The organism is Prosthecodimorpha staleyi (assembly GCF_018729455.1).
GTDB classification, from domain to species: Bacteria; Pseudomonadota; Alphaproteobacteria; order Rhizobiales; family Ancalomicrobiaceae; genus Prosthecodimorpha; species Prosthecodimorpha staleyi.
On sequence record NZ_JAHHZF010000002.1, the window covers coordinates 424,014 to 445,190 of the forward strand.

Genomic DNA, 21,177 nt, shown 5'->3' on the forward strand with positions numbered 1-21,177 from the left:
CCGGAATGCAATCTCCGAAGTTTCCCGGGGTCGAAGATTGGTCCGATGCGGCGGCAGCCGGTTCGGTTCCGGAGCGACGGCCGGTTCGGGGACCAGCCGCGCAAACGCGACGAGGCGCGGGACCGGCCCGCGCCTCGCATCATACCGGATTGAAAGCACTCAGTTCTTGGCGATGACCGGCATCGGCGCCGCCACCGTCGGCCCGCCGAGCAGGTAGCGGAAGCCGAGGCGGAAGTCGTTCGAGGACAGATCCGTCGAGCGGTACTTGTCGCCGAATTTCGGCTTGCCGCCGGCATTGTCGAGGCCGTAGAGCGCGCCCGTCGAGGCGCTGCCGAAATCGAGATAGCGGTAGCTGAGGTCGAGCTTCAGGCGGTCGGAAATGTCGTAGCTGGCACCGGCATGCAGCGCCCAGGCGAACGAGGCCGTGCCGGCATCGTTATACTTGGCGAGCACTGGAACCGGGCCGTTCGGGCTCGGAATCGTGTTGGTCTGCGTGAAGCCGGTCATCCGATTGTAGGCCATGCCGAGACCGCCGCCGACATAGGGGGTGATGCCCCAGTAGGTGCCGAGGTCCGCATAGGCATTGGCGAGGATGACGGTCGAACTGAGCGAGCCGCTCATGTTCGCATAGGCCGTGCCGTTGATGTTGTTGAACGATCCGGTCTGCTGCCCAATGCCGCGCACGGTCACGGCGGTGCGGTATTCGGCGGTCAGATCGCCGCGCAGCCACGGATTGAACTGGTAGCCGATGCCGATGCCGAAGGAGGCGCCGTCGTCGATCGACTGGCGGATCCAGCGGCCGCGATAGCCCGGCGGCGGCTTGTCGAACTCGTTCTCCTTGAACCGGCCGCGCTCGATCCCGATGCCGATATCGCCGCGCAGATACCAGCCGCCCGGCACCGCAATCTGTTCGATGATCGGCGCCACGTAGGGCACGGTAAGGTCGGCGGCCGTGGCCTGGGAGATCATCCCGGCCATCGCAGCCCCCGCCAGAATTGCGCTACCGAACCTGCACATGATCTCTACCCTCGATGGCTCTGAGCCTCGGCCCGATGATCCTGAGGCACTCTACATATCGTATATTATGCAACATCCTAGTTAATCGACTCTTAAGCGCACCAACTCGCTTCGCAGAAATCGAGAACCAGATTGTATTTATGCTTCATCGATCCGTATTTGACGCCTCGATCGATTGCGATCAATAGACGAAATACCGGAGACCGACGCGGACCTGATGACTGGTGATGTCGCGATACTGGACCTGACCCTTGACGTTGCCGGATGTTCCGGTCTCCGCCTTGTCGATCCAGAGATATTTGTAGCCGGCATCGAGCTGGAACCCGTTGCCGAGATCGTAGCTGGCGCCGGCCATGGCCGAGGCGGCGAGCGACCAACGCTGGCTCGCCCCGAAACTGTCGTCGGCGACCTTGTCGCCCGGATTGTAGCTGAGGTGCTTGCCGGTCGAGATGTAGGCCATGCCGACGCCGCCGCCGACATAGGGCGTGATACCCGCCCAGTTGCCGAAGTCGAGATAGCCGTTGGCCATCATCACCCAGGCGTTCATCGTGGTCTGCTCGGACGATATGTCGCCCGGCAGGCAGCCCGCATTGCGGCACTTGGCGCGGCCGCGGACGGTGAACGGATCCAGATGATCGGCGGTCAGGTCGCCGCGCAGCCAGCCATTGTACTTGTAGCCGATGCCGCCGCCGAAGACGCGCGAATCGCCCGCCTTCATGGTGGTGAAGCGATCGTCGCGCCAGTTGGCATCGATCCGGGTGGTCCGGTTTACGGCCACGTCGCCGCGCAGATACCAGCCGGTGCCGATCTCTTCCGGCGGGATCATCGAAGGGGCGTTGATCGTTGGCTGGTAGCCGTAGTCGGCAGCGACGACCGGCTGGGCCACGAGACCGAGCGCGATGACGGCGGCGATACGAGCATACTGACGCATGGTCCGGTCCCCTGATCGGGCGCCCTCTTCGGTGGGCAGCCTCGTCGACTGGGAGGGATCATGCTTGGTAAACGTTAAAGCAGGTTTAACCTTAACGCTTAACCACGATTCGTAACCTTAACAAAGTCTTTCCCGATGCAAGACCGGCGCGCCAGCTGTATCCGTGCTGCCGGACAGCTCGCATGCTACGGATTTTTACGGTTCCGGATGTCTGCTCAGGCAGCGGCGCGGCCGATCACGTCGACCAGATCGTCGACGATGCGCCGCACCAGAACCTCGTCGTCGCCCTCGCCCATGACCCGGATGAGCGGTTCGGTGCCGGACGGGCGGATGACCAGGCGGCCCTGGTTACCGAGCCGCTTCAGGGCGTCGGCGATGGTCGCCTTGACCTTGTCGTCCTCGAGCGGACGGCCGCCCCGGATGCGGATGTTCTTCAGGAATTGCGGCACCGGATCGAAGCGGTGGCAGACCTCGGAAACCGGCTTGCCGAGACGCTTGACCACCGCCATCACCTGCAGCGCCGCGACCAGGCCGTCGCCGGTGGTGGTGTAGTCGGACAGGACGATATGGCCGGACTGCTCGCCGCCGACATTGTAGCCGCGCTCGCGCATGCACTCGACCACGTAGCGGTCACCGACCTTGGTGCGTTCCAGCATCAGGCCGAGCCCGGCGAGATGCCGTTCGAGGCCGAGATTGGACATCACGGTGGCGACGATGCCGGGCTGCGACAGACGCCCGTCGTCATGGAAGGAGCCGGCGACCACCGCCATCAGCTGGTCGCCGTCGACCACCCTGCCCTTTTCGTCGATCACGATCACCCGGTCGGCGTCGCCGTCCAGACAGATGCCGATATCGGCGCGGGTCTCGTGGACCTTGCGGGCGCAGAGATCGGGCGCCGTCGAGCCGCAGTCGCGGTTGATGTTGAGCCCGTCCGGCTCGACGCCGAGGCGGACCACCTCGGCACCGAGTTCCCACAGCGCCTCGGGGGCGACCTTGTAGGCCGCACCATGTCCGCAATCGATCACCACCCGCAGCCCGTCGAGCGACATGTTGCGCGGCAGGGTGCGCTTGGCGAATTCGATATAGCGGTCGGCGACGCCGTCGATGCGCTTGGCGCGGCCGAGATCGAAGGAACCGGCCAGACGGTCGCTGAGATCGACATCGATCATCCGTTCGATCTCGGCCTCGATCTCGTCGGACAGCTTGTAGCCGTCCGGCCCGAACAGCTTGATGCCGTTGTCGGCGAAGGGATTGTGCGACGCCGAGATCATCACGCCGAAATCGCAGCGCAGCGAGCGCGTCAGCATCGCGACGGCCGGCGTCGGGATCGGCCCGGTCATGAACACGTCGACGCCGACGGCGGTGAAGCCGGCCACCATGGCGGTCTCGATCATGTAGCCGGACAGCCGGGTGTCCTTGCCGATCACGACGCGATGCCGATGCCCGCCGCGCCGGAACGCGATGCCGACGCTCATCGCCACCTTCATGGCGATTTCCGGCGTGATCGGCCAGCGGTTGGCGGTCCCCCGGATGCCGTCGGTGCCGAAGTATTTTTTCGTCATGATCGCGTCGCTCTTCGTTAGCCGTGGCCCGCCCTGTCGGCAGAGTGGCCCTCGACCGGGCCGCGGCGTTGTCGACCGCTTCGATACCTCATCAACCGGCCGGCAGGCCAGACCCGTCGCCGGACGGGCGATCGGCAGCATTTCCCACCGAGTCGCCGAGACCGAGGGCGGCAAGGTGCCACGCCTTCACACATGGTTCAAAAGGCCTGCGCCAAATTTGCGGCATCCCTTCCCGACCGCGGGTCCCATGGTACATTGGCGGACCGAACCGGAGGATGCAGAATGTCACTTCGACACGTCGGCGCCGTCCTGGCGCTCGGCCTTTGCCTGACCGGCACCCCCGCCCAGGCCGACAACATCGTCACGGCGCCGCAAAACGATCGGGAACTCGCCGTTGCCGCCAGCAAGGCGCAGGCGAGCCTGTCCGAATTCCTCAAGGCGGCGATCCCGCCTGCCCCCGGCACCACCGGACACTCGGTGAAGATTCCCTTGCGACAAGGCGGCGTAACCGAATGGGTCTGGATCAACGGGCTGACGCTGAAAGGCGGCGACACGGTGGTCGGGTCGCTGGGCAACACGCCCGCGATCGTGAAGGGCTTCACGCCCGGCCAGACGATCGAGGTCAAGCGCTCGGAAATCGTCGACTGGATCTATGAGAAGAACGGCCGCATGGCCGGTGGCTATTCGGTTTGCGTGCTGATCGGCCGCCAGAAGGGTGCCGCCGGCGTCGTCGAACTGAAGGCGGCCGGTTTCGCGTGCAATTGACGCAGTCAAAAACAAAATGCCCGCCTCCGAGGAGGCGGGCGCAATAGACGAAGCTAGACGAACGGCCCCGTCAGCTCGGCTGCGGGGCGACGCCGCCTTCCGGCTCGCCGGCCTTGGTCTCGCGCTTGGCGCCGCCGGCGCTGGGCACGGCGGAGGAGCGCTGGCTCGGCTGCTTGTCGCCGGAATCGCGGTGCGGCGGGTTGCCGTTGATCAGTTCCTTGATCTCTTCGCCCGACAGCGTTTCGTATTCGAGCAGGCCCTTGGCCACCGCGACGAAGTCGTCGTGCTTCTCGGTCAGGATGTGTCGCGCATCCGTATAGGCCTGGTCGATCAGGCGGCGGACCTCGCGGTCGATCGTCTGCGACGTCGCCTCAGAAATGTTCTGACGCTGGCCCATCGAATAGCCGAGGAACACCTCTTCCTGATTTTCGCCATAGGCGACCGTGCCGAGTTCGTCGGAGAAGCCCCAGCGGGTGACCATGGCCCGCGCCAGCTTGGTCGCCTGCTCGATGTCCGACTGCGCGCCGGAGGTGATGTTCTCCTTGCCGAAGGTGATCTCCTCGGCGACGCGGCCGCCCATCATGATGGCCAGACGCGAGGTCATCCACTTGTAGCGCACCGAATAGCGGTCGCCTTCGGGCAGTTGCATGACCATGCCGAGCGCCCGGCCGCGCGGGATGATGGTCGCCTTGTGCAGCGGATCGGCGGAGGGAACGTTGAGCGCCAGGATGGCGTGGCCGGCCTCGTGATAGGCGGTCAGTTCCTTCTCCTCCTGGGTCATGACGGACGAACGGCGCTCCGCTCCCATCATGATCTTGTCCTTGGCGTCCTCGAACTCGGCCATGGTCACGATGCGCTTGGAACGCCGCGCCGCCAGAAGGGCCGCCTCGTTGACGAGATTCATCAGGTCGGCGCCGGAGAAGCCGGGGGTGCCGCGGGCGATCACCTTCAGGTCGACGTCGGGAGCGAGCGGAACCTTGCGGACATGCACCTTGAGGATCTTCTCACGGCCGATCACGTCCGGGTTGGAGACGACGATCTGGCGGTCGAAGCGACCGGGGCGCAGCAGCGCGGGATCAAGCACGTCGGGCCGGTTGGTGGCCGCGATGATGATGATGCCCTCGTTCGGCTCGAAGCCGTCCATCTCGACGAGCAACTGATTGAGGGTCTGCTCGCGCTCGTCATTGCCGCCGCCAAGGCCGGCGCCGCGATGCCGACCGACCGCGTCGATCTCGTCGATGAAGATGATGCAGGGCGCGTTCTTCTTGGCCTGCTCGAACATGTCGCGGACGCGGCTGGCGCCGACGCCGACGAACATTTCCACGAAGTCGGAGCCCGAGATGGTGAAGAAGGGCACGTTGGCCTCGCCGGCGACGGCACGCGCCGTCAGCGTCTTGCCGGTGCCGGGCGGGCCGACGAGCAGGACGCCGCGCGGGATGCGGCCGCCGAGGCGCTGGAACTTCTGCGGATCGCGCAGGAACTCGACGATCTCCTGAAGATCTTCCTTGGCCTCGTCGATGCCGGCCACGTCGTCGAAGGTCACGCGGCCGTGAGCCTCGGTCAGAAGCTTGGCCTTGGACTTGCCGAAGCCCATCGCCTTGCCGCCGGAGCCCTGCATCTGGCGCATGATGAACAGCCAGGCGGCGACGATCAGCAGCATCGGGAACCAGGTCATCAGCACGTTGAGCAGGCTGAAATTCTCGCCCGCCGGCCGCGCCTTGATGATCACCTCCTTGCGCCGCAGCAGCTCGACATATTGCGAGTCCTTCGGCGCGTAGGTCTGGAAGCGGCCGCCGCTGGTCAGGTTGCCGGAGATCTGCTGGTCGACGATGGTCACGTCCTTGACGCGACCGTTCTCGACCTCGTCGAGGAACTGCGAGAAGGCGATATCGGTCTGGTCGCCCGATTTGCCCGGTGCCTGGAACAGCTGGAACAACGCGATCAGCAGGAGACCGATCACGACCCACAGTGCGAAGTTCCGGAAATTGGCGTTCATCAGGATTTCCCACAAAAACGGGCAACACAGGATCGCAGCCGGCCTGTGCCGACTGCCCATGGCTCCCGCGTTCCGAGACCTAAAATAGGTCGTGGACCGGCGAAAGCCAAGTCGACCGGACTTCGGATGTCCGTTCCGATGACGGAATCGTTACGTTCGGTCCCACCGCGGCCGGAAACGGGTCCGATCGGCGGGCGGGACGCGCCGCATCGGCCAGGACGGCGGCAAGAATGGCCGCCGAATCCGGGTCGCCCGGAGCGGCCGCGACAAGTTCCGAAAGGCCCGGCGGCAGCGCGACGACCGTCACGTCCGGGACCTCCGCCATCCCGAAGGCGGGCACACCGACAAGACTTTCGCCGCGCCGGATCGCCGGGACGGCATCAAGTGCGAAAGCCGGCAGGCCGAGGTCCCGCGCGGCCACGAGCCGTTTCGCGTCCGCACGGCCGAGATCGCCGACGGTCAGCGGGAGCCCTGGGCCGTCGGACGTTCCGACCGCGAAGCGACCGTCCCAAAGGACGCCGACCGCCGGCACCAACGGCACCGGGCTCCGGTCGGAGCGGCCGGTTTCGCGCAGGAACCAGAGATCGTCGCCGTCCGGCCGGATCAGTGCCCCGCCGAGCGTGCGTCGGGTCAGGGCTGTGCCCGCGGCGATCGATGCACCCAGCGCCTGCAGCCGCTCGGCGCGCGGCCCGGGGCCGGCGCCCCCGGCGTGACGGATGAGGCTGCCGAGCGCACGCAGGCGAACGATATCCGGTGCGGAGGCTAAAGCGGCCCGCGCGATGCGCGCGAAACCGCCGGGATGGATCAGCGCGTCGGCCAGGACGGCCGAGGTCGCCGTATCGAGCGCGCCGGCCGCAGCCGCCATGTGCTCGGCGGTCAGAGCGAGGCGCTCCGGTGATAGGCCGAAGGCCCCGGCGGATGCCAGGAGACCGCGCACCCGCACGCGAGCGAAGCGCTCGCTCCGGTTCGACGGGTCCTCGATCCAATCCAGCCCGCGCGTTTCGAGCGTCGCCACCAGGCGCCGCTTCGGGACCGACAGAAGGGGCCTGAGCAGGGCGACCGGTCCGAGCCGGCGGACCGAGGGCATCGCCGCGAGGCCGTGGACCCCGCTGCCGCGCGCGAGATTGAGCAACAGCGTCTCGGCCTGGTCATCGAGCGTGTGGGCGGTGACGAGGCCGTCGCAGCCGGCCCGGATGGCGGCGGCGAGAAGAAGGCGGTAGCGCGCCCGGCGGGCGGCGTCCTGCAGGTTGGCGGCGGGCTTGTCACCGCGCCAGACGAGCGAGCGGGCCGGAAGCGAGAGACGGTCGGCGAAACGCAGGACGGCGAGCGCTTCGATACCGGACTCTGCGCGCAGGCCGTGGTCGACGGTCAGGACGACGGGCGGCTCGGCGCCTGGACGGCGCGCACTCCACTCCGCGAGGAGGAGCGCCAGCGCGGTCGAATCGGCACCGCCCGAGACGGCGACGGCCAGTCGGCGAAAACCGGCAAGCGGGGCGAACAGACGATCCGCTTCGGTCCGGCCGAGCGGACCGTCAGCACTTGGCACGGATCTTCTCGGCCTGGGCGCGGTCGCGGATCGGCTTGGAGGCCTTGGGATATTTGGTCAGCAGTTCGTCGTAGCTGGTGCAGGCCGCCTTGCGCTCGCCGTAGCCCTGCAGGGCGATGCCGAGCTTGAGCAGGCTGTCGGGTGCGTTGCGGCCGTCGGGATACTGCGTGTAGCTCTTCAGGAAGGCGTCGCCGGCCTCGCGGAACATATTGCGCGCCAGAAGGCTCTCGCCAAGCCAGTAGAGCGCGCTGCCCGAACGCCGGTCGGTCGGATGGTTGGCGAGGAAGGTGCGGAAGCTGGTTTCCGCCAGTTCGTACTCGCCGTTCAGGATGTAGCCGTAGGCGGCGTCATATTCGTCGGCCGGACTGGCCATGCCGCCCGGCTCGGCGCCGCGCAGGCGCGGATTGACGGTGGTGACGGCGGCGGTCCGCGGCTGGGGCGGCGGCGGCCCCAGATTGACGCCCGGAGGGGCGTCGCTGTCCTGGAGGACCGCCTGCGGGGCGGGCGCATAGACGACGCCGCCATTGGCCCCCATGGCACCGCTGCGGGCGCCGAGATCGAGCGGCCCCTGGCCGCCGATCACTCCGCCGATCGGATCGCCATTGGCGGACAATTGCCCGAGCGGAGCGGGCGGCGCCCCCGGGCCGGGCCGCGGCACCGGTCCGGCCGGCGCAGTGCCGTAGACCGGCGCCGCCGGATAGACCCCGCCCTGTGCGGCCGGATAGCCGCCGCCTTGCGCGGGGCGCCCCGGTCCTGCACCGCCGATCGGAGCCGGCGGGACGGCAGGCGCCCCGTCGTCGGCGTAGACGGCACCGGCCGGCGGGGCCAGTTCGGTCTTCTTCTGGCCCGGCTGCGGCCGGCGCTGCGGCTGCTGGCCGCCCTGTCCGTTCTCGATCTCCTGCAGGCGGTACTCGAAGTCCTTCTGCATGCGGGTCATGCCGTCCTGCAGCTGGCGGACCTGGAAGCCCATCTGCTCGAGCTGGCCGTTCAGATTGCGGATCTGGCCTTCGAGCTGCTGGATCTTCAGATTGAGTTCGGCTTGACGCCGCTGGGCGATATCGGCGCCGCTGTCGCCACCCAGGCCGAACAGGTTCTGCGCGGCGGCCGGACCGGCCAGCCCGAGCGCCAGGACGGCGCCGACGAGGAGGCGCCCGCCGGCGCCGAAGATGCGCGAGACCATCCCGGTCAAACCGGGAGGGGGCGCTGTGGGTACGACGATACCTGCCATTGAGGAGAAGCCCCGGTTCACGGAGGTCGCCTGCCGCCCGGCGGGCGGCCACCTCCGGAAACTCGCCGATACCATGGCGCGGGCCATTCGGCCAAAGTTTGACTGATTTGAAGCGGAAGCGGGAGGGTTGCAGGGCGGCCACAGGGTGCCGGCCGCAAAGATTACCATTTCGTAACGTCTCGGTATCCCTGCTGCCATGCAGCAAGGCTTAAGGTGAGGACGCATTTCGAAACGGGGAACAGACCCATGTCCGTCAAGGATTCCACCGCCGGCTACGGCAGCCTGTCGATCGCTCTGCATTGGATCGGCGCCGTGCTGGTGATCGCGCTTTTCATTCTCGGCAATCGTCTCGAGGACATTCCGAAGGGGCCGGATTTCATCGCCGCCCGCAACCTGCATGTCGGGCTCGGCGTGATCGGCTTCGCCTTCCTGGCCGCCCGCATCCTCTGGCGCCTCGCCAGTCCGGTGCCGCATGTCGCCTCCAACAGTCCGGCACTCGATCGCATCGCGGTTTTCGTCCAGGCCGCCCTGCTGGCCCTGATCGCGGTGCTGATCGTAACCGGACCGCTGTCGATCTGGGCCGGCGGACGGCCGATTAACCTGTTCGACATCGCCTCCATCCCCAGCCCGATGCCCAAGATCGACTGGCTGCACGAAGGCCTTGAGGTCGTCCACGCCATCGCCTCGAAGGCGATCCTGGTGCTGGTCGGCCTGCACGTGCTCGGCGCGTTGAAGCATGCCATCGTCGACCGCGACGGCCTGATCCGGCGGATGCTGGTTCCCGCGCGCTGAGGGCGTCTACCGAATCGGCGCACCAAAAGACATCGGCGGCCTCTCGGCCGCCGATATGCGTCTTCATGTCGGCTGGCCGTAGGGCCGCCGGATTCGATCAGGACCCGGCGCCGTTCAGCACCGTCACCGCGCGGCGGTTCTGGTTCCAGCAGGTGTCCGCATCGCAAACAGCGACCGGGCGCTCCTTGCCGTAGGAGATGGTCTTGAGACGGGTCGGCGGCACGCCGCGCGAGATCAGATAGTCGCGGGCGGCGGCGGCACGGCGGGCGCCGAGCGCGATGTTGTATTCGCGCGTGCCGCGCTCGTCGGCATGGCCTTCGACCGTGACGGTGTAGCGGGCATAGCGGGCGAGCCAAGCGGACTGGCGGTCGAGCGTACCGCGGGCTTCCGTGGTCAGGTCGGACGAATCGGCCGTGAAGAAGACACGGTCGCCGACATTGACGACGAAATCCTGCTGGCTGCCCGGGGTGGCGGCACCGGCGCCGCCGAGGCCGCCACCGGCCCCCATCTCCGAGGGCGTCTGGCTGGCGCAGGCGCCGAGCGCCAGGGTGGCCGCGAGCGCGGCGGCGAACTTCACGACGCGCCCATGACGCAGCACGAGAGACATGGTCGGCTTGCTCCTTCGAATGGATACTCTTCAGTATCCCTAATGCGGCTTGGTTAAGGTGCGGTACAGAAGCATGGTGAACGAAACGTTTACTGTGCTTCGGGACCGGCTGAATTGCTGAGTTTCTGTGTCGACCCCGAGTGTGGTCGAAAGGTGTCGCGCCGGCGGCACTCCGGTGCCGGCGCTTTACTGTTGCATCGAGGCATCACTTGAGAAGCGACGACCAGGCCGGATCCGACGCGAAGGCCGGCGTCCGAATCTGCGTCAGGACGTTGCCGGTGACATCGGCGAGCCACAGCCCGGGACCGCCGGAAGGACCGCCCGATTCGCGGAAGAACATCACGTAGCGGCCGTTCGGCGACCAGGTCGGGCCTTCGTTGTGGTAGCCCTCTGTGAGGATGCGCTCGCCGGAACCGTCCGGACGCATGACCCCGATCTTGAACGACCCGCCGTCCTGCTTGGTGAAGGCGATGTAGTTGTTGTCGGGATCGGGCGACCAGACCGGCGTCGAATAGCGGCCCGATCCGAAGCTGATGCGGCGCGGGTTGGAGCCGTCGGCCCCCATCACATAGAGCTGCTGGGAGCCGCCGCGGTCGGACTCGAACACGATCTGCGATCCGTCCGGCGAATAGGACGGCGAGGTGTCGATCGCCGCGCCCTGGGTCATCGGGCGCACCTGCCGGCTGGCCAGATCCATCACGTAGAGGTTGGCGTCGCCTTCCTTCTGCAGGGAGAACAGCAGGCGCCCGCCATCGGGCGAGAAGCGCGGCGAGAAGGTCATCGACGGGAAATCGCCGACCAGCTGGCGGGCACCGTTGTTGACGTTGAGGATGAAGACCTTCGGGTCGCCCTGGCCGTAGGACATATAGGCGACCTGCTGGGAGGTCGGCGAGAAACGCGGCGTCAGCACCAGTTCCTGGCCGCGGGTCAGGTAGCGCACGCCCTGCCCGTCCCAGTCCATGATGGCGAGGCGCTTGACGCGGGCATTCTTCGGACCCGTCTCGTCGACGAAGGCGACGCGGCTGTCGAACATGCCTTTGAAGCCGGTCAGCTGCGAATAGGCGGCATCGGCGACGATATGGGCGAGGCGGCGGATATTGTCGCGCGAGGTGGCGAACTGCTGGCCGACCAGCTGCTGGCCGGTCGCCACATCCCAGACCCGCACCTGGGCGACGATCTGGCCGCCCTGGTCGGAGACCGTACCGGCGATCAGGGCCTGCACGTTGAGCGGGCGCCAGTTGTTCCAGTTCGGCATCTCGCCGGCACCGACCACCTTGTCGAGATAGGCGGCGGGATCGACCGGGGCGAAATAGCCGGAGGCCTTCAGGTCCTGCGCGACGATGCGCGAGACCTCGGCACCAAGCTGCGGATCGCCCGAGAAGCCGGGCACCGCGATCGGCATCGGCGTGAACGGCTGACCCGGGGTGATGGTGATCTTCAGCTGGGCGGCCGCGGGCGCGACCGCTGCGGCAGTCGCCAGGACGACAGTCGTCAGAGCGGCAAGGGCCGCCACCATCCTTCGGATGGCCCGATCGCGGCCCGAAAATCCGGCCAGGCGCCGGAACAAGGTCGTCATGGTCTTCCTCGTCGTCTTGGCCACGCGTCTCGGCCGGACCCGAAACGCCGTCGGCCTTGAGCGGTGCTGGTCATAGGTCCTTCGGATCGAAAGTGGCCTCGATGTCGGACCAGGTCTGGAATTTCTCGGCAGGCAGCCGATAGGGGCCGCACTGCAGGATCGCACGCTCGGCGCTGCGGCCGAGGCCGGGGCCGAGCGGATGGGCCGGGCCGCTGACCACCGAGGGCCGTCCGTTAACCGAGCCATCCTGATTGAGCGAGAAGCGCATGACCACCCGAATATTGGCTTCGGCAGAGCCGATCGGCGGATTCCAGCACTTCTTGATCTGCCCGATCAAGGCGTCGACCTCGGTCTGGGTCATCTTGATGGCGCTATTCTGACCGGTCACGCTGCCGAGCGAGGCGGTGCGCGGCGCCGTCGAAGCCGCGGTTCCCGTCGGGGTGCGGCTCAGAATCTGAGAGATGTCGCGGGCATTGAACGAGGACTTGGAGTCCGAGGCGGTCGTCGGAGTGGCGACGCTGGCCGTGCGGGTCGGCTCGGGCTTGGCCGTCGGCTTGGCGGCGGGTTTCGGCTCGGGTTTCGGCTCCGGCTTCTTCTCGGCCTTCTCCAGGATCTTGTCGAGCGCCTTCTGGTCCTTCGGCGGCTCCTTGACCTCGGGCGGCTTGCCCTCGCCGTTGTCGCGCGCCTTCTCGGCCTCGCGCGGCTTGTCCGGCTTCGGCTCGTCGGGCTTGGGCTCAGGCTTGGCGACGGGCTTCGGCTCGGGCTTGGGTTCCGGTTTGGGCGGCTCCGGCTTGTGCTCGGGCGGACGCGGCGGGGTCGGCTTCTGGTCGTCCTTGGTGACCGCGGCGACCTGCTTCTTCTCCGGCGGTGGCGGGGGCGGCAGTTCCTCGGCCTTGCTGGTGCCGGCGCGCTCGCCGGTCGTGTCCTTGAGCGCCTTGACGGTTTCCTTCGGGACGATCTCCTGGGCCGGCTTGGCCGTCTTCTGGCCGAGCCGCAGCTGCGTCGCCTCGGCAATCGGCACGAACTCGACAGGAAGCGCATCGACCACCGTGACGGAATCGGTCTTCGTGCCGGGAAGCGACAGGATCGCCCAGGCCAGAAGCGCCGAATGCAGCGCGATCGATGCCGGCAGCCCGAGCTTCACCGCGCCGCAACCTCCTCGGTGGAGACAAGGCCGATCTTCTTGAAGCCGGCCTGATTCAGGCGTCCCATGACGCGGATCACCGCGCCATAGTCGGCCGCCTTGTCGCCGCGCACATAGATGCGCTCGTCGGCGCCGTTCTTGGCCATGGCCTGGAGGGTCGGGATCAGGTCCTCGATCTTCAGTTCCTTGTCCTGCAGGAACAGCTTGCCCTTGGCGTCGACCGAGATGGTGATCGGCTGGGTCAGCCCCTCGAGCGGCTTGGCCTTGGATTCCGGCAGGTCGATCGGCACGCCGGTTGTCATCAGCGGCGCGGCGACCATGAAGATGATCAGCAGCACCAGCATGACGTCGATGAACGGCGTCATGTTGATCTCATTCATGATGGCGTGCTTGGAGCTGCGCCGACGCCGGCGCCCGCCCGAGCTCTCGCCCCCTCCGACAGCCATGCCCATGTCGGATCCCCCTCAGGCCGCCTGCCGCTCGTCGATCTGCCGCGACAGGATCGCCGAGAATTCGTCCGCGAAGGTTTCCAGCCGGGCGCCGAGCGCGCTCGAATCCGAGGACAGCTTGTTGTAGGCGATGACCGCCGGGATGGCCGCGACGAGGCCGATCGCGGTCGCGAACAGCGCCTCCGCGATGCCCGGTGCGACGACCGCCAGCGAGGTGTTCTTGGAGGCCGCGATGCCCTGGAAGGCGGTCATGATGCCCCAGACCGTGCCGAACAGGCCGATGAAGGGCGAGGCCGAGCCGATCGTCGCCAGCACCAGCAGCTTCGACTGCATCCGCTCCAGTTCGCGCGCGATGGTCACGTCCATGACCTTGTCGATGCGCGTCTCCAGCGAACCGATCGCGGCGCGGCCGCCCTCGTGGCTCCGCTTCCATTCGCGCATCGCCGCCACGAACAGCGCCGACATGCCGACATTGGTCCGGTTGGAGAGCGTCCGGTACAGGTCCTCCAGGCTCTGGCCGGACCAGAAGACCTGTTCGAAATGATCCATCTGCTTGCGCGTGCGGGTGTAGAGGATGACCTTGTCGATCACGATCGCCCAGCACCAGATCGAGGCCGAGATCAGCCCGATCATCACGATCTTCACGACCAGATGCGCGTTGATGAACAGGGTGAGGAGGGACATCGTCGCAGCACTCGGCGCAGAAAGCGCGACCTGCGTGACGTTTGCGGGATCCATCTCGTTCCGTCTCCTCTGCCGCCGCCGCAGCGGGCTGTCGCCCCGCCTCGGTCTGTGCGCCACCATCCCCGGGTCCGCCCGAAGGGCAACCCGGTGGTCAGCGATCCCGGCGCGAATGGTCGGGAGGCGTTCGAGTGCGGGAGATTCGGACCATGCCCGCCCCTGGGCAATGCGATCCTGATCTGTCCGCCTTCCTGCCTGCCGAATATGGCCAAACGACGACCCGGCCAGTTTCGTGGATCCCAGCAAGACCTTGTCAAGGTTAAAGAACCATTACGTTTCCGCAATGCAACAAGGCGTGGCGGCCATGCGGCCGACGAACAGCCGGCGATCGGATCGGCGTGACGGCCCGGACGGCGCGGCGTTCAGTCCGCCGCGGCGGTGGCCCCGCCGCCGAGTGCCGCACGGATCGGCATCGGAATGCGCCGAGGCCGGCCTTCCAGCGAAATCGCCGCAACCGTCACCCGCGCGGCCACCAGCGTTTCGCCGCCGCGGAGGACCGCCTGACGCATGACGAGCCGGGCGCCGGCGATCTCTTCGACCGCGGTCGTCACCTGCAGGAGGTCGTCGAGCCGGGCGGGCTTCCGGAAATCGAGGTCCATGTGCCGGACGGCGAACAGGATGCCGTCCGGGCCGGCAGCGAGTTCCGACTGGCGGATGCCGGCCAGGCGCAGGAAATCGGTCCGGCCGCGTTCCATGAAGCGGACATAGCCGGCGTGATAGACGATGCCGCCAGCGTCGGTATCCTCCCAGTAGATGCGCAGGTCGAGCCGATGGATGCCCTGGTCGATGCGCCCGGCAAGGGCGCGGTCGGAATGTCCGGCGGTCATTCGTCGTCGCCCTGGGTGAAGAGCGGCATCTGGTCCGGGCGGCTCGCCGGCACCGGCAGCCCCATATGGCGGAAGGCGGCCGCGGTCAGCACGCGGCCGCGCGGCGTGCGCATGACGAAACCCTGCTGGATCAGATAGGGCTCGACGATCTCCTCGATCGCGTCGCGCGGCTCCGACAAGGCAGCCGCGATGGTCTCGATGCCGACCGGCCCGCCCGAGAAGGAGACCGCGATCACGGTCAGATAGCGCCGGTCGAGCTGGTCGAGCCCGGCCTCGTCGACCTCCAGACGGCGCAGCGCGCTGTCGGCCGACTGCCGGTCGATGCGGTCCTTGCCGCCGACGACGGTGAAGTCGCGCACCCGGCGCAGGAGCCGGCCGGCGATGCGCGGCGTGCCACGCGAACGCCGGGCGACCTCGTTGGCGCCTTCGGGGGTGATGCCGATGCCCATCAGCCGCGCGCCGCGGGTGACGATCAGTTCCAACTCGTCGACGGTATAGAAATTGAGTCGTATCGGGATGCCGAAGCGGTCGCGCAGCGGCGTCGTCAGGAGGCCGAGCCGGGTCGTCGCACCGACCAGCGTGAAGCGGGCGAGGTCGATCCGGACGGAACGCGCCGCCGGGCCCTCCCCGATGATCAGGTCGAGCTGGTAGTCCTCCATCGCCGGATAGAGGATCTCCTCCACCGCCGGGTTGAGCCGGTGGATCTCGTCGATGAACAGCACGTCGCGCTCTTCGAGATTGGTCAGGAGCGCGGCCAGATCGCCGGCCTTGGCGATCACCGGCCCGGATGTCGCGCGAAAATTGACACCGAGTTCGCGCGACACGATCTGCGCCAGGGTGGTCTTGCCGAGGCCGGGCGGGCCGACGAAGAGGACATGGTCGAGCGCCTCGCGCCGCGCCTTGGCGGCCTCGATGAACACCTTCATGTTCTCGCGCGCCTGCGCCTGGCCGACGAAATCGCCGAGCGTCTGCGGGCGCAGCGAGGCATCGACATCCTCTTCGCGCTTCTCCCCGGAGACGAGGCGTTTGGGCGTGGTCATCGGATCGGGCGTCCTGGCGGGTTCCGGGCATCGGCTGCGCGGGGCTCGCGCGGCGGAACGAATCGTGTCTGGCGCCACTCTACCGATTGGCCGTCGCCATTCCATCGCGTATCATCGCGTGCAGTCCCGAACCGGAGCCTGGGCGATGGCGAGCGCGATCCCCAAATTCGAAACCATGAGCTTCGACGACTTCGAGGAGCTGCTGCTCGACAAGCCGGACAACGAGCGCTGGGAACTGATCGGCGGCCGGGTCATCCGCGGCATGGTCGGCGCGCGCTGGGAGCATCACATCATCGCGCAGAACCTGATGGTCGCCCTGCGCAGCCACATCAAGGCGACCGGGCGTCCCTGCCGGGTGTTCCAGGAAACTTTCTTCCTGAAGCGGCGCGAGTTGGATCTCGCCGTGCTGCCGGACGTGATGGTCCGCTGCGGTCCGATGGAGCCGGCATCGGCCTCCGTTCCCGACCCGATGGTCGTCATCGAGGTCCTCTCCCCCGGGACCGAACCGCGCGACCGTTACGACAAGTGGGACGGCTACCGCCAGATCCCGAGCCTGCAGCATTACGTGCTGGTTCATCGCGACCGCATCCTGGTCGAGATCAAGACGCGCCAGGGCCCGGAGTGGACCACCACGGTCGTCGACGATCCTGCGGCCACGTTCGCGCTCGCCGCGCTCGACTTCCGCATGCCGCTGGCCGCGGTCTACGAGGACGTGCTGCCGGGCTGAGACAGGGCGAGACCCGCGGCGGCGCGGCGGATCAGGTCGTTGCGCGTCGCCCCGTGACCCGCCTCCCGGATGGCGGCATCGACGGCCGCCTCGATCGTCGAGCGGTCGTGGTCGAGATAGCGCAGCGCCTCGATGACGGCGGCGCGGTCGGCGGCAACCGCCTCGCCTTCGGTGAGCGCGCGCGGCGCCACGATCCGCCCGGCGAGCCATCCGGCCACGCCGCCGCCGAGCGCGAACGGCACCGCGAGGATCGGCTGGCCGATGCCGAACAGTGCCAGCGACGTCCCGGCCCCGATCACCGCACCGAGCCCGCCCGCCGCGATCCGCACCGGGCGACGCCCCGCCCCGGCCGCCCGGGCGATGCCGACGATCAGTCCCGTCGCCATGGCCGGGACCAGCCAGATCCGATAGGCGGTCATCACGACCACGACCGGCGTGGCGGCGACCGCTTCGAGGTCGGCGACCGGTGCTCCGTGAGCGAGCCAGAGCACGAGCACGGTCGCCAGGGCCAGGACCGCGCCGATCCCCGGCCCGGCCAGCGCGAAGAGGACGGTGACGCCGAGAATTTCGGACAGTTTGCGCATGCAGGCCCCGCCCCGCTCCTTCAGGTGCCGGTGCCGCCGCCCGCGACCGGGACCGCCGCGCGGCTGGCCGCCCACCGGCGCAGGATCGCCGCGGTGACGACGGCCGAGACCGCGCCGCAGGAGCCGACCATCAGGAAGACCGAGATCGCCGAGGGGCTGGTGGTCACGCCGAGCAGGGTGCCGAGCCCGAACAGACCGAGCAAGCCGGCCCAGAGCATGGACGAGACGGCGCCGATCCAGAGGCATTCCAGAAAGCCCGGCTCCCGGGTCGGCCGCCAAAGCAGGGCGCCGGCCGCGAAGGCCGGGGCCGCGCCGTAGAGATAGCTCGCCACAAGCATCAGGGCCGCGATCTCTCCGCTGAAGGACGTCGTGACCATCCGACCGATCGTCGGGTCGAACAGCATGGCGAGCGCCAGGAACCAACAGGCGCCGACCAGGGGGCCGACAGCCATGTAGACGAGGCCGGTCCTCAGCCGAGCGAAACGGCTGCGCGCATCCCTGTTCGGTTCGTCCATCATGCCCCTGTCGGGTTGTCCCGCGCGCCCTTGAACCATCAGCCGACGAAAAGGCGGCCGGATCGTGACGGCACCCGTGCCGGCGCGCCGCTACTTCGCCAGTTCGCGCAGGCCGACGCGGATCAGTTGCTCGGTCGTCGCCGCCTCGCCGAGATTGCGCGAAGCGGCCGCCACCGCGGCGGTCGCCTGCAGGCTCGGATAGCCGAGATTGACCAGCGCCGAGACCGCATCGGCCATCGGCTTCGGCGCCGTCCGGGTGGAAGCCTCCGCGCCGGGGAGATGCGACCCGCCGGGATCGGTCGCCCCGAAGGCCGGCGCCTTGTCCTTCAGCTCCTGGCAGATGCGCTCGGCCAGCTTCTTGCCGACGCCGTTGGCCCGGGCGAGCCCGGCGGCATCCTTGAGCGCGATGGCGGTCGCCAGTTCGACCGGCTTCAAGACCGACAGGATGGCGAGGGCGACCTTGACGCCGACCCCCTGCACCGTGCCGAGCAGGCGGAACCAGTCGCGCTCCTCCTCGGAGACGAAGCCGAACAGGCGGATCATGTCCTCGCGGACATAGGTCTCGATGGTCAGCACCGCGGCCTCGCCGACCGGCGGCAGGGTCTGCAGCGTGCGCGCGGAACAATGGCAGACATAGCCGACGCCATGCACGTCGAGGATCACGGTGTCCTCGCCAAAGCTGTCGACGACACCCTTGAGACGGCCGATCATGGCGCCCTCCCGGCAAGACGCAGGGCCGTCTGCAGCGACGGCCGGTGGTGGGCATGGCAGATGGCGATGGCCAGCGCATCGGCCGGATCGTCGCCCTCGAAGACCGCCTTGGGCAGCAGGATGCGGACCATGTGGTGGATCTGCCGCTTCTCGGCATGGCCGGCACCGACGATCGCCTTCTTGATCGCGTTCGGCGCATATTCGGCGACGCGCAGGCCGGCCTTGGCGGGCACCAGCATGGCGATGCCGCGCGCCTGGCCGAGCTTCAGCGTCGAGGTCGGATTGACGTTGACGAAGGTCTGCTCGACCGCCGCCTCGTCCGGCGTATGGCTGCCGATCACCGCGACCAGGCCGTCGTGCAGTTCGACCAGACGATCGGCGAGGCCCTCGTCGGCGCTCGACCGGATCACGCCGGCGGCGACGAAGGACAGCCGGTTGCCGGCCATGTCGATGATGCCCCAGCCGGTGCGCTGCAAGCCCGGGTCGATGCCGATGATTCGGATGATCTCTGCCATGGCCACGAGTGGTAGCCGGGCCGCCGACCCGCCGCCAGAGGCTGGCGCGCGTGACCGGGTGACGCCGGCCTTCGCCGTGCGCCATCCGGCCGGCCCTCATGCAGGCAAGGCGGTGGCGCGCCCTCGGGCGACCGGCTAGTTTCCGTCGCCGGCCTGCTTCGGGCCGGACCAAGCCGATCGCTTCATGTCCGACTTTCTCATCTCCTGGCTGCGCGTCGCCGACGGCCACGACGCCGCGATTCTTCTCGGCATCGCGGTTCTGGCCGGGCTGGTCCGCGGCTTCGCCGGCTTCGGCGCCGGCATGGTGTTCGTGCCGGTGGCAGCGACCGTGGTCGGCCCGGCGGCGGCGGTCGGGCTGATCTGGACCATCGACGTGCCGATCACGCTCCACTATGCGGTCGGCTCGACGCGCGGCTGCAACTGGCGCGATATCGGCCCGCTGCTGCTTGGCTGCCTGCTTGGCCTGCCGGTCGGCATGATGCTGCTAACCGGGCTCGACCCGACCGCCCTGCGCTGGGCGACCTCGGTCTTCATCCTGGTCTCGGTCGCCGCGATGGCGTCGGGCTGGCGCTATCGCGGCCGGCCCGGCATGGGGGCGACCGGATCCGTCGGCCTGCTTTCGGGGGTGACCACCGGCCTGATCGGCATCGGCGGCCCGTTCATCGCCATGTTCTGGCTCGGCGGGCCGGACGATGCCGGCACGGTCAAGCGCAACCTGAACGCCTATTTCGGCCTGACCACCGTCACCATCGGCCCGGCCTTCTTCGTCAAGGGCATCATCACCGGGGGCCTGATCCTGAGTGCGCTGCCGCTGATCGTCGCCTATACGGCCGGCGTTCTCGCCGGAACCTCCGGTTTCCAGCGCGGCGGCAAGGGCATCTATCGGCCGATCGCACTGTTGGTTGCGGCGGCGGCGGCGATCAGCAGCCTGCCGGCACTCGATCCGTGGCTGCGCTGAAGACTTGAGCGCCAGCGCGATGGCAATCCCGCACCGGGGCTGCTACAGGCTGACGCATTCAGACATCGCATCCGGAGGCGGTATGGGCTGGATCAGTCCGAACTTCATTACCATCCTGGTCGTGCTCGGTGTCTCGGCAACCGTCTGCTTCTTCGACCTGATCCAATCCGATCTCGCCGTCTTCACTTTCGTGCTGGCGGGCTGGGTGGCGAGCGTCTGTCTGCACGAATTCGGCCATGCGGTTGCAGCCTGGTACGGCGGCGACCGGTCGGTCGCCCACAAGGGTTATCTCAATCTCGATCCGGTCCAGTATGTCGATCCGGTCAACAGCATCCTGCTGCCGGTCGTCGTGCTCGCGCTCGGCGGCATCGGCCTGCCCGGCGCCGCGGTCTATATCGAGACCCGCTTCATCCGTTCGGCACGCTGGCTCTCCTTCACGGCCGCGGCCGGGCCGCTGATGAATTTGGCGCTGCTGGTCGTCCTCGCCCTGCCCTTCATGCTCGGGCTGGATCTCTGGGGCGGCGGCACGCGCTTCTGGGCGGCGCTGGCCATGCTGGCCTTCCTGCAGGCGACCTCGGTGATGTTCAATCTACTGCCGGTGCCGGGTTTCGACGGCTACGGCATCATCGAGCCGTTCCTGCCCTATTCGATCGTCCAGCGCATACATCCCTGGCGCTTCGTCGCGCCGGCCATCGTCCTGGTCGCGCTGCTCGCAATTCCGGATTTCGGGCGCGCGATCATCGACAAGGCCGGCGCCATGACCATGACGGCCGGCGTGCCGCCGTTCCGGATCTATGAAGGTTTCGGCCGCTTCCGCTTCTGGAAGCGGATGGGCGCCGTCGACGGCACCGCGCACTTCGCCCTGGACCGGTCCGCCCCTGGCCGCGCCGCGTCGGTCTGAACCGGAGATCGCCGCGAGCCCGTGAGCGACCCGTCGGCGGAAAGC

22 protein-coding genes are annotated in these 21,177 nt (G+C 67.9%); 5 read left to right on the top strand and 17 right to left on the bottom strand.

The window, feature by feature from the left end; translation table 11 throughout:
* Positions 1–159 precede the first annotated feature (159 nt).
* From KL771_RS04945 to glmM, 3 genes are all read right to left on the bottom strand, one after another.
* Positions 160–978 (bottom strand): outer membrane protein, encoded by an 819-nt coding sequence (locus KL771_RS04945; protein ID WP_261967434.1) that lies wholly within the window; start codon positions 976–978, stop codon positions 160–162.
* Between the two features lie 220 nt (positions 979–1,198).
* A complete protein-coding gene (locus tag KL771_RS04950) occupies positions 1,199–1,948 on the bottom strand; it encodes an outer membrane protein (protein ID WP_261967435.1) in 750 nt (249 codons plus the stop codon).
* 215 nt (positions 1,949–2,163) lie between these two features.
* Positions 2,164–3,510, bottom strand: a complete 1,347-nt coding sequence (gene glmM, locus KL771_RS04955) for a phosphoglucosamine mutase (RefSeq protein ID WP_261967436.1) — start codon at positions 3,508–3,510, stop codon at positions 2,164–2,166.
* A 282-nt stretch (positions 3,511–3,792) separates the two neighbouring features.
* Here glmM and KL771_RS04960 point away from each other — a divergent pair, with 282 nt between their 5' ends.
* On the top strand, positions 3,793–4,275 hold the full coding sequence (locus tag KL771_RS04960; RefSeq protein WP_261967437.1) for a DUF2314 domain-containing protein: 483 nt from the start codon (positions 3,793–3,795) through the stop codon (positions 4,273–4,275).
* Between the two features lie 70 nt (positions 4,276–4,345).
* On the opposite strand, the gene ftsH is transcribed toward KL771_RS04960, so the two are convergent.
* From ftsH to ybgF, 3 genes are all read right to left on the bottom strand, one after another.
* Positions 4,346–6,271, bottom strand: coding sequence for an ATP-dependent zinc metalloprotease FtsH (ftsH, locus tag KL771_RS04965; RefSeq protein WP_261967438.1), 1,926 nt, complete (start codon positions 6,269–6,271; stop codon positions 4,346–4,348).
* 79 nt (positions 6,272–6,350) lie between these two features.
* Positions 6,351–7,817 (bottom strand): tRNA lysidine(34) synthetase TilS, encoded by a 1,467-nt coding sequence (gene tilS, locus KL771_RS04970; RefSeq protein WP_261967439.1) that lies wholly within the window; start codon positions 7,815–7,817, stop codon positions 6,351–6,353.
* The gene (gene ybgF, locus KL771_RS04975) at positions 7,804–8,997 is read right to left on the bottom strand and encodes a tol-pal system protein YbgF (protein ID WP_261967440.1); all 1,194 of its coding nucleotides are present in this window, start codon (positions 8,995–8,997) and stop codon (positions 7,804–7,806) included. The genes tilS and ybgF overlap by 14 nt, the downstream gene beginning before the upstream one ends.
* Positions 8,998–9,291: 294 nt before the next feature.
* On the opposite strand from ybgF, the gene KL771_RS04980 reads away from it, so the two are divergent.
* Entirely contained in the window at positions 9,292–9,837 is a 546-nt protein-coding gene (locus KL771_RS04980; protein ID WP_261967441.1) for a cytochrome b, read from the top strand.
* 97 nt (positions 9,838–9,934) lie between these two features.
* Here KL771_RS04980 and pal read toward each other — a convergent pair whose 3' ends face one another.
* The 7 genes from pal to ruvB all read right to left on the bottom strand — a co-directional run bounded on the left by pal (position 9,935) and on the right by ruvB (position 16,221).
* Positions 9,935–10,444 (bottom strand): peptidoglycan-associated lipoprotein Pal, encoded by a 510-nt coding sequence (gene pal / locus KL771_RS04985; protein ID WP_261967442.1) that lies wholly within the window; start codon positions 10,442–10,444, stop codon positions 9,935–9,937.
* A gap of 205 nt (positions 10,445–10,649) precedes the next feature.
* Positions 10,650–12,020 (bottom strand): Tol-Pal system beta propeller repeat protein TolB, encoded by a 1,371-nt coding sequence (tolB, locus tag KL771_RS04990; protein WP_261967443.1) that lies wholly within the window; start codon positions 12,018–12,020, stop codon positions 10,650–10,652.
* A 70-nt stretch (positions 12,021–12,090) separates the two neighbouring features.
* Entirely contained in the window at positions 12,091–13,164 is a 1,074-nt protein-coding gene (locus KL771_RS04995) for a hypothetical protein (protein ID WP_261967444.1), read from the bottom strand.
* Complete coding sequence (gene tolR, locus KL771_RS05000) at positions 13,161–13,616, bottom strand: protein TolR (protein WP_054358327.1); 456 nt, start codon at positions 13,614–13,616, stop codon at positions 13,161–13,163. The genes KL771_RS04995 and tolR overlap by 4 nt, the downstream gene beginning before the upstream one ends.
* Positions 13,617–13,628: 12 nt before the next feature.
* Positions 13,629–14,351, bottom strand: a complete 723-nt coding sequence (gene tolQ, locus KL771_RS05005) for a protein TolQ (protein ID WP_390866528.1) — start codon at positions 14,349–14,351, stop codon at positions 13,629–13,631.
* A 365-nt stretch (positions 14,352–14,716) separates the two neighbouring features.
* Complete coding sequence (gene ybgC / locus KL771_RS05010) at positions 14,717–15,181, bottom strand: tol-pal system-associated acyl-CoA thioesterase (protein ID WP_261967446.1); 465 nt, start codon at positions 15,179–15,181, stop codon at positions 14,717–14,719.
* Positions 15,178–16,221: a Holliday junction branch migration DNA helicase RuvB gene (ruvB, locus tag KL771_RS05015; protein ID WP_261967447.1), complete on the bottom strand. Its 1,044-nt coding sequence runs from the start codon at positions 16,219–16,221 to the stop codon at positions 15,178–15,180. The genes ybgC and ruvB overlap by 4 nt, the downstream gene beginning before the upstream one ends.
* Positions 16,222–16,366: 145 nt before the next feature.
* Between ruvB and KL771_RS05020 the strand changes: the two genes are divergently transcribed.
* A complete protein-coding gene (locus KL771_RS05020; protein WP_261967448.1) occupies positions 16,367–16,948 on the top strand; it encodes a Uma2 family endonuclease in 582 nt (193 codons plus the stop codon).
* Here the strand turns inward: KL771_RS05020 and KL771_RS05025 are convergent.
* The 4 genes from KL771_RS05025 to ruvC form a co-directional block, all read right to left on the bottom strand.
* On the bottom strand, positions 16,924–17,532 hold the full coding sequence (locus KL771_RS05025) for a hypothetical protein (RefSeq protein ID WP_261967449.1): 609 nt from the start codon (positions 17,530–17,532) through the stop codon (positions 16,924–16,926). The genes KL771_RS05020 and KL771_RS05025 overlap by 25 nt on opposite strands.
* Positions 17,533–17,552: 20 nt before the next feature.
* On the bottom strand, positions 17,553–18,050 hold the full coding sequence (locus KL771_RS05030; RefSeq protein ID WP_261967450.1) for a hypothetical protein: 498 nt from the start codon (positions 18,048–18,050) through the stop codon (positions 17,553–17,555).
* Positions 18,051–18,137: 87 nt separating this feature from the next.
* Positions 18,138–18,758, bottom strand: coding sequence for a Holliday junction branch migration protein RuvA (gene ruvA / locus KL771_RS05035; protein WP_261967451.1), 621 nt, complete (start codon positions 18,756–18,758; stop codon positions 18,138–18,140).
* Positions 18,755–19,273 (bottom strand): crossover junction endodeoxyribonuclease RuvC, encoded by a 519-nt coding sequence (gene ruvC / locus KL771_RS05040; protein WP_261967452.1) that lies wholly within the window; start codon positions 19,271–19,273, stop codon positions 18,755–18,757. Before ruvC ends, ruvA begins: the two co-directional genes overlap by 4 nt.
* Positions 19,274–19,457: 184 nt before the next feature.
* Between ruvC and KL771_RS05045 the strand changes: the two genes are divergently transcribed.
* Positions 19,458–20,231, top strand: a complete 774-nt coding sequence (locus tag KL771_RS05045) for a sulfite exporter TauE/SafE family protein (RefSeq protein ID WP_261967453.1) — start codon at positions 19,458–19,460, stop codon at positions 20,229–20,231.
* Between the two features lie 82 nt (positions 20,232–20,313).
* Positions 20,314–21,132 carry a site-2 protease family protein gene (locus KL771_RS05050; RefSeq protein ID WP_261967454.1) on the top strand — a complete coding sequence of 273 codons (819 nt, stop codon included), beginning with the start codon at positions 20,314–20,316 and terminating at the stop codon, positions 21,130–21,132.
* The last annotated feature ends 45 nt before the right edge of the window (positions 21,133–21,177 follow it).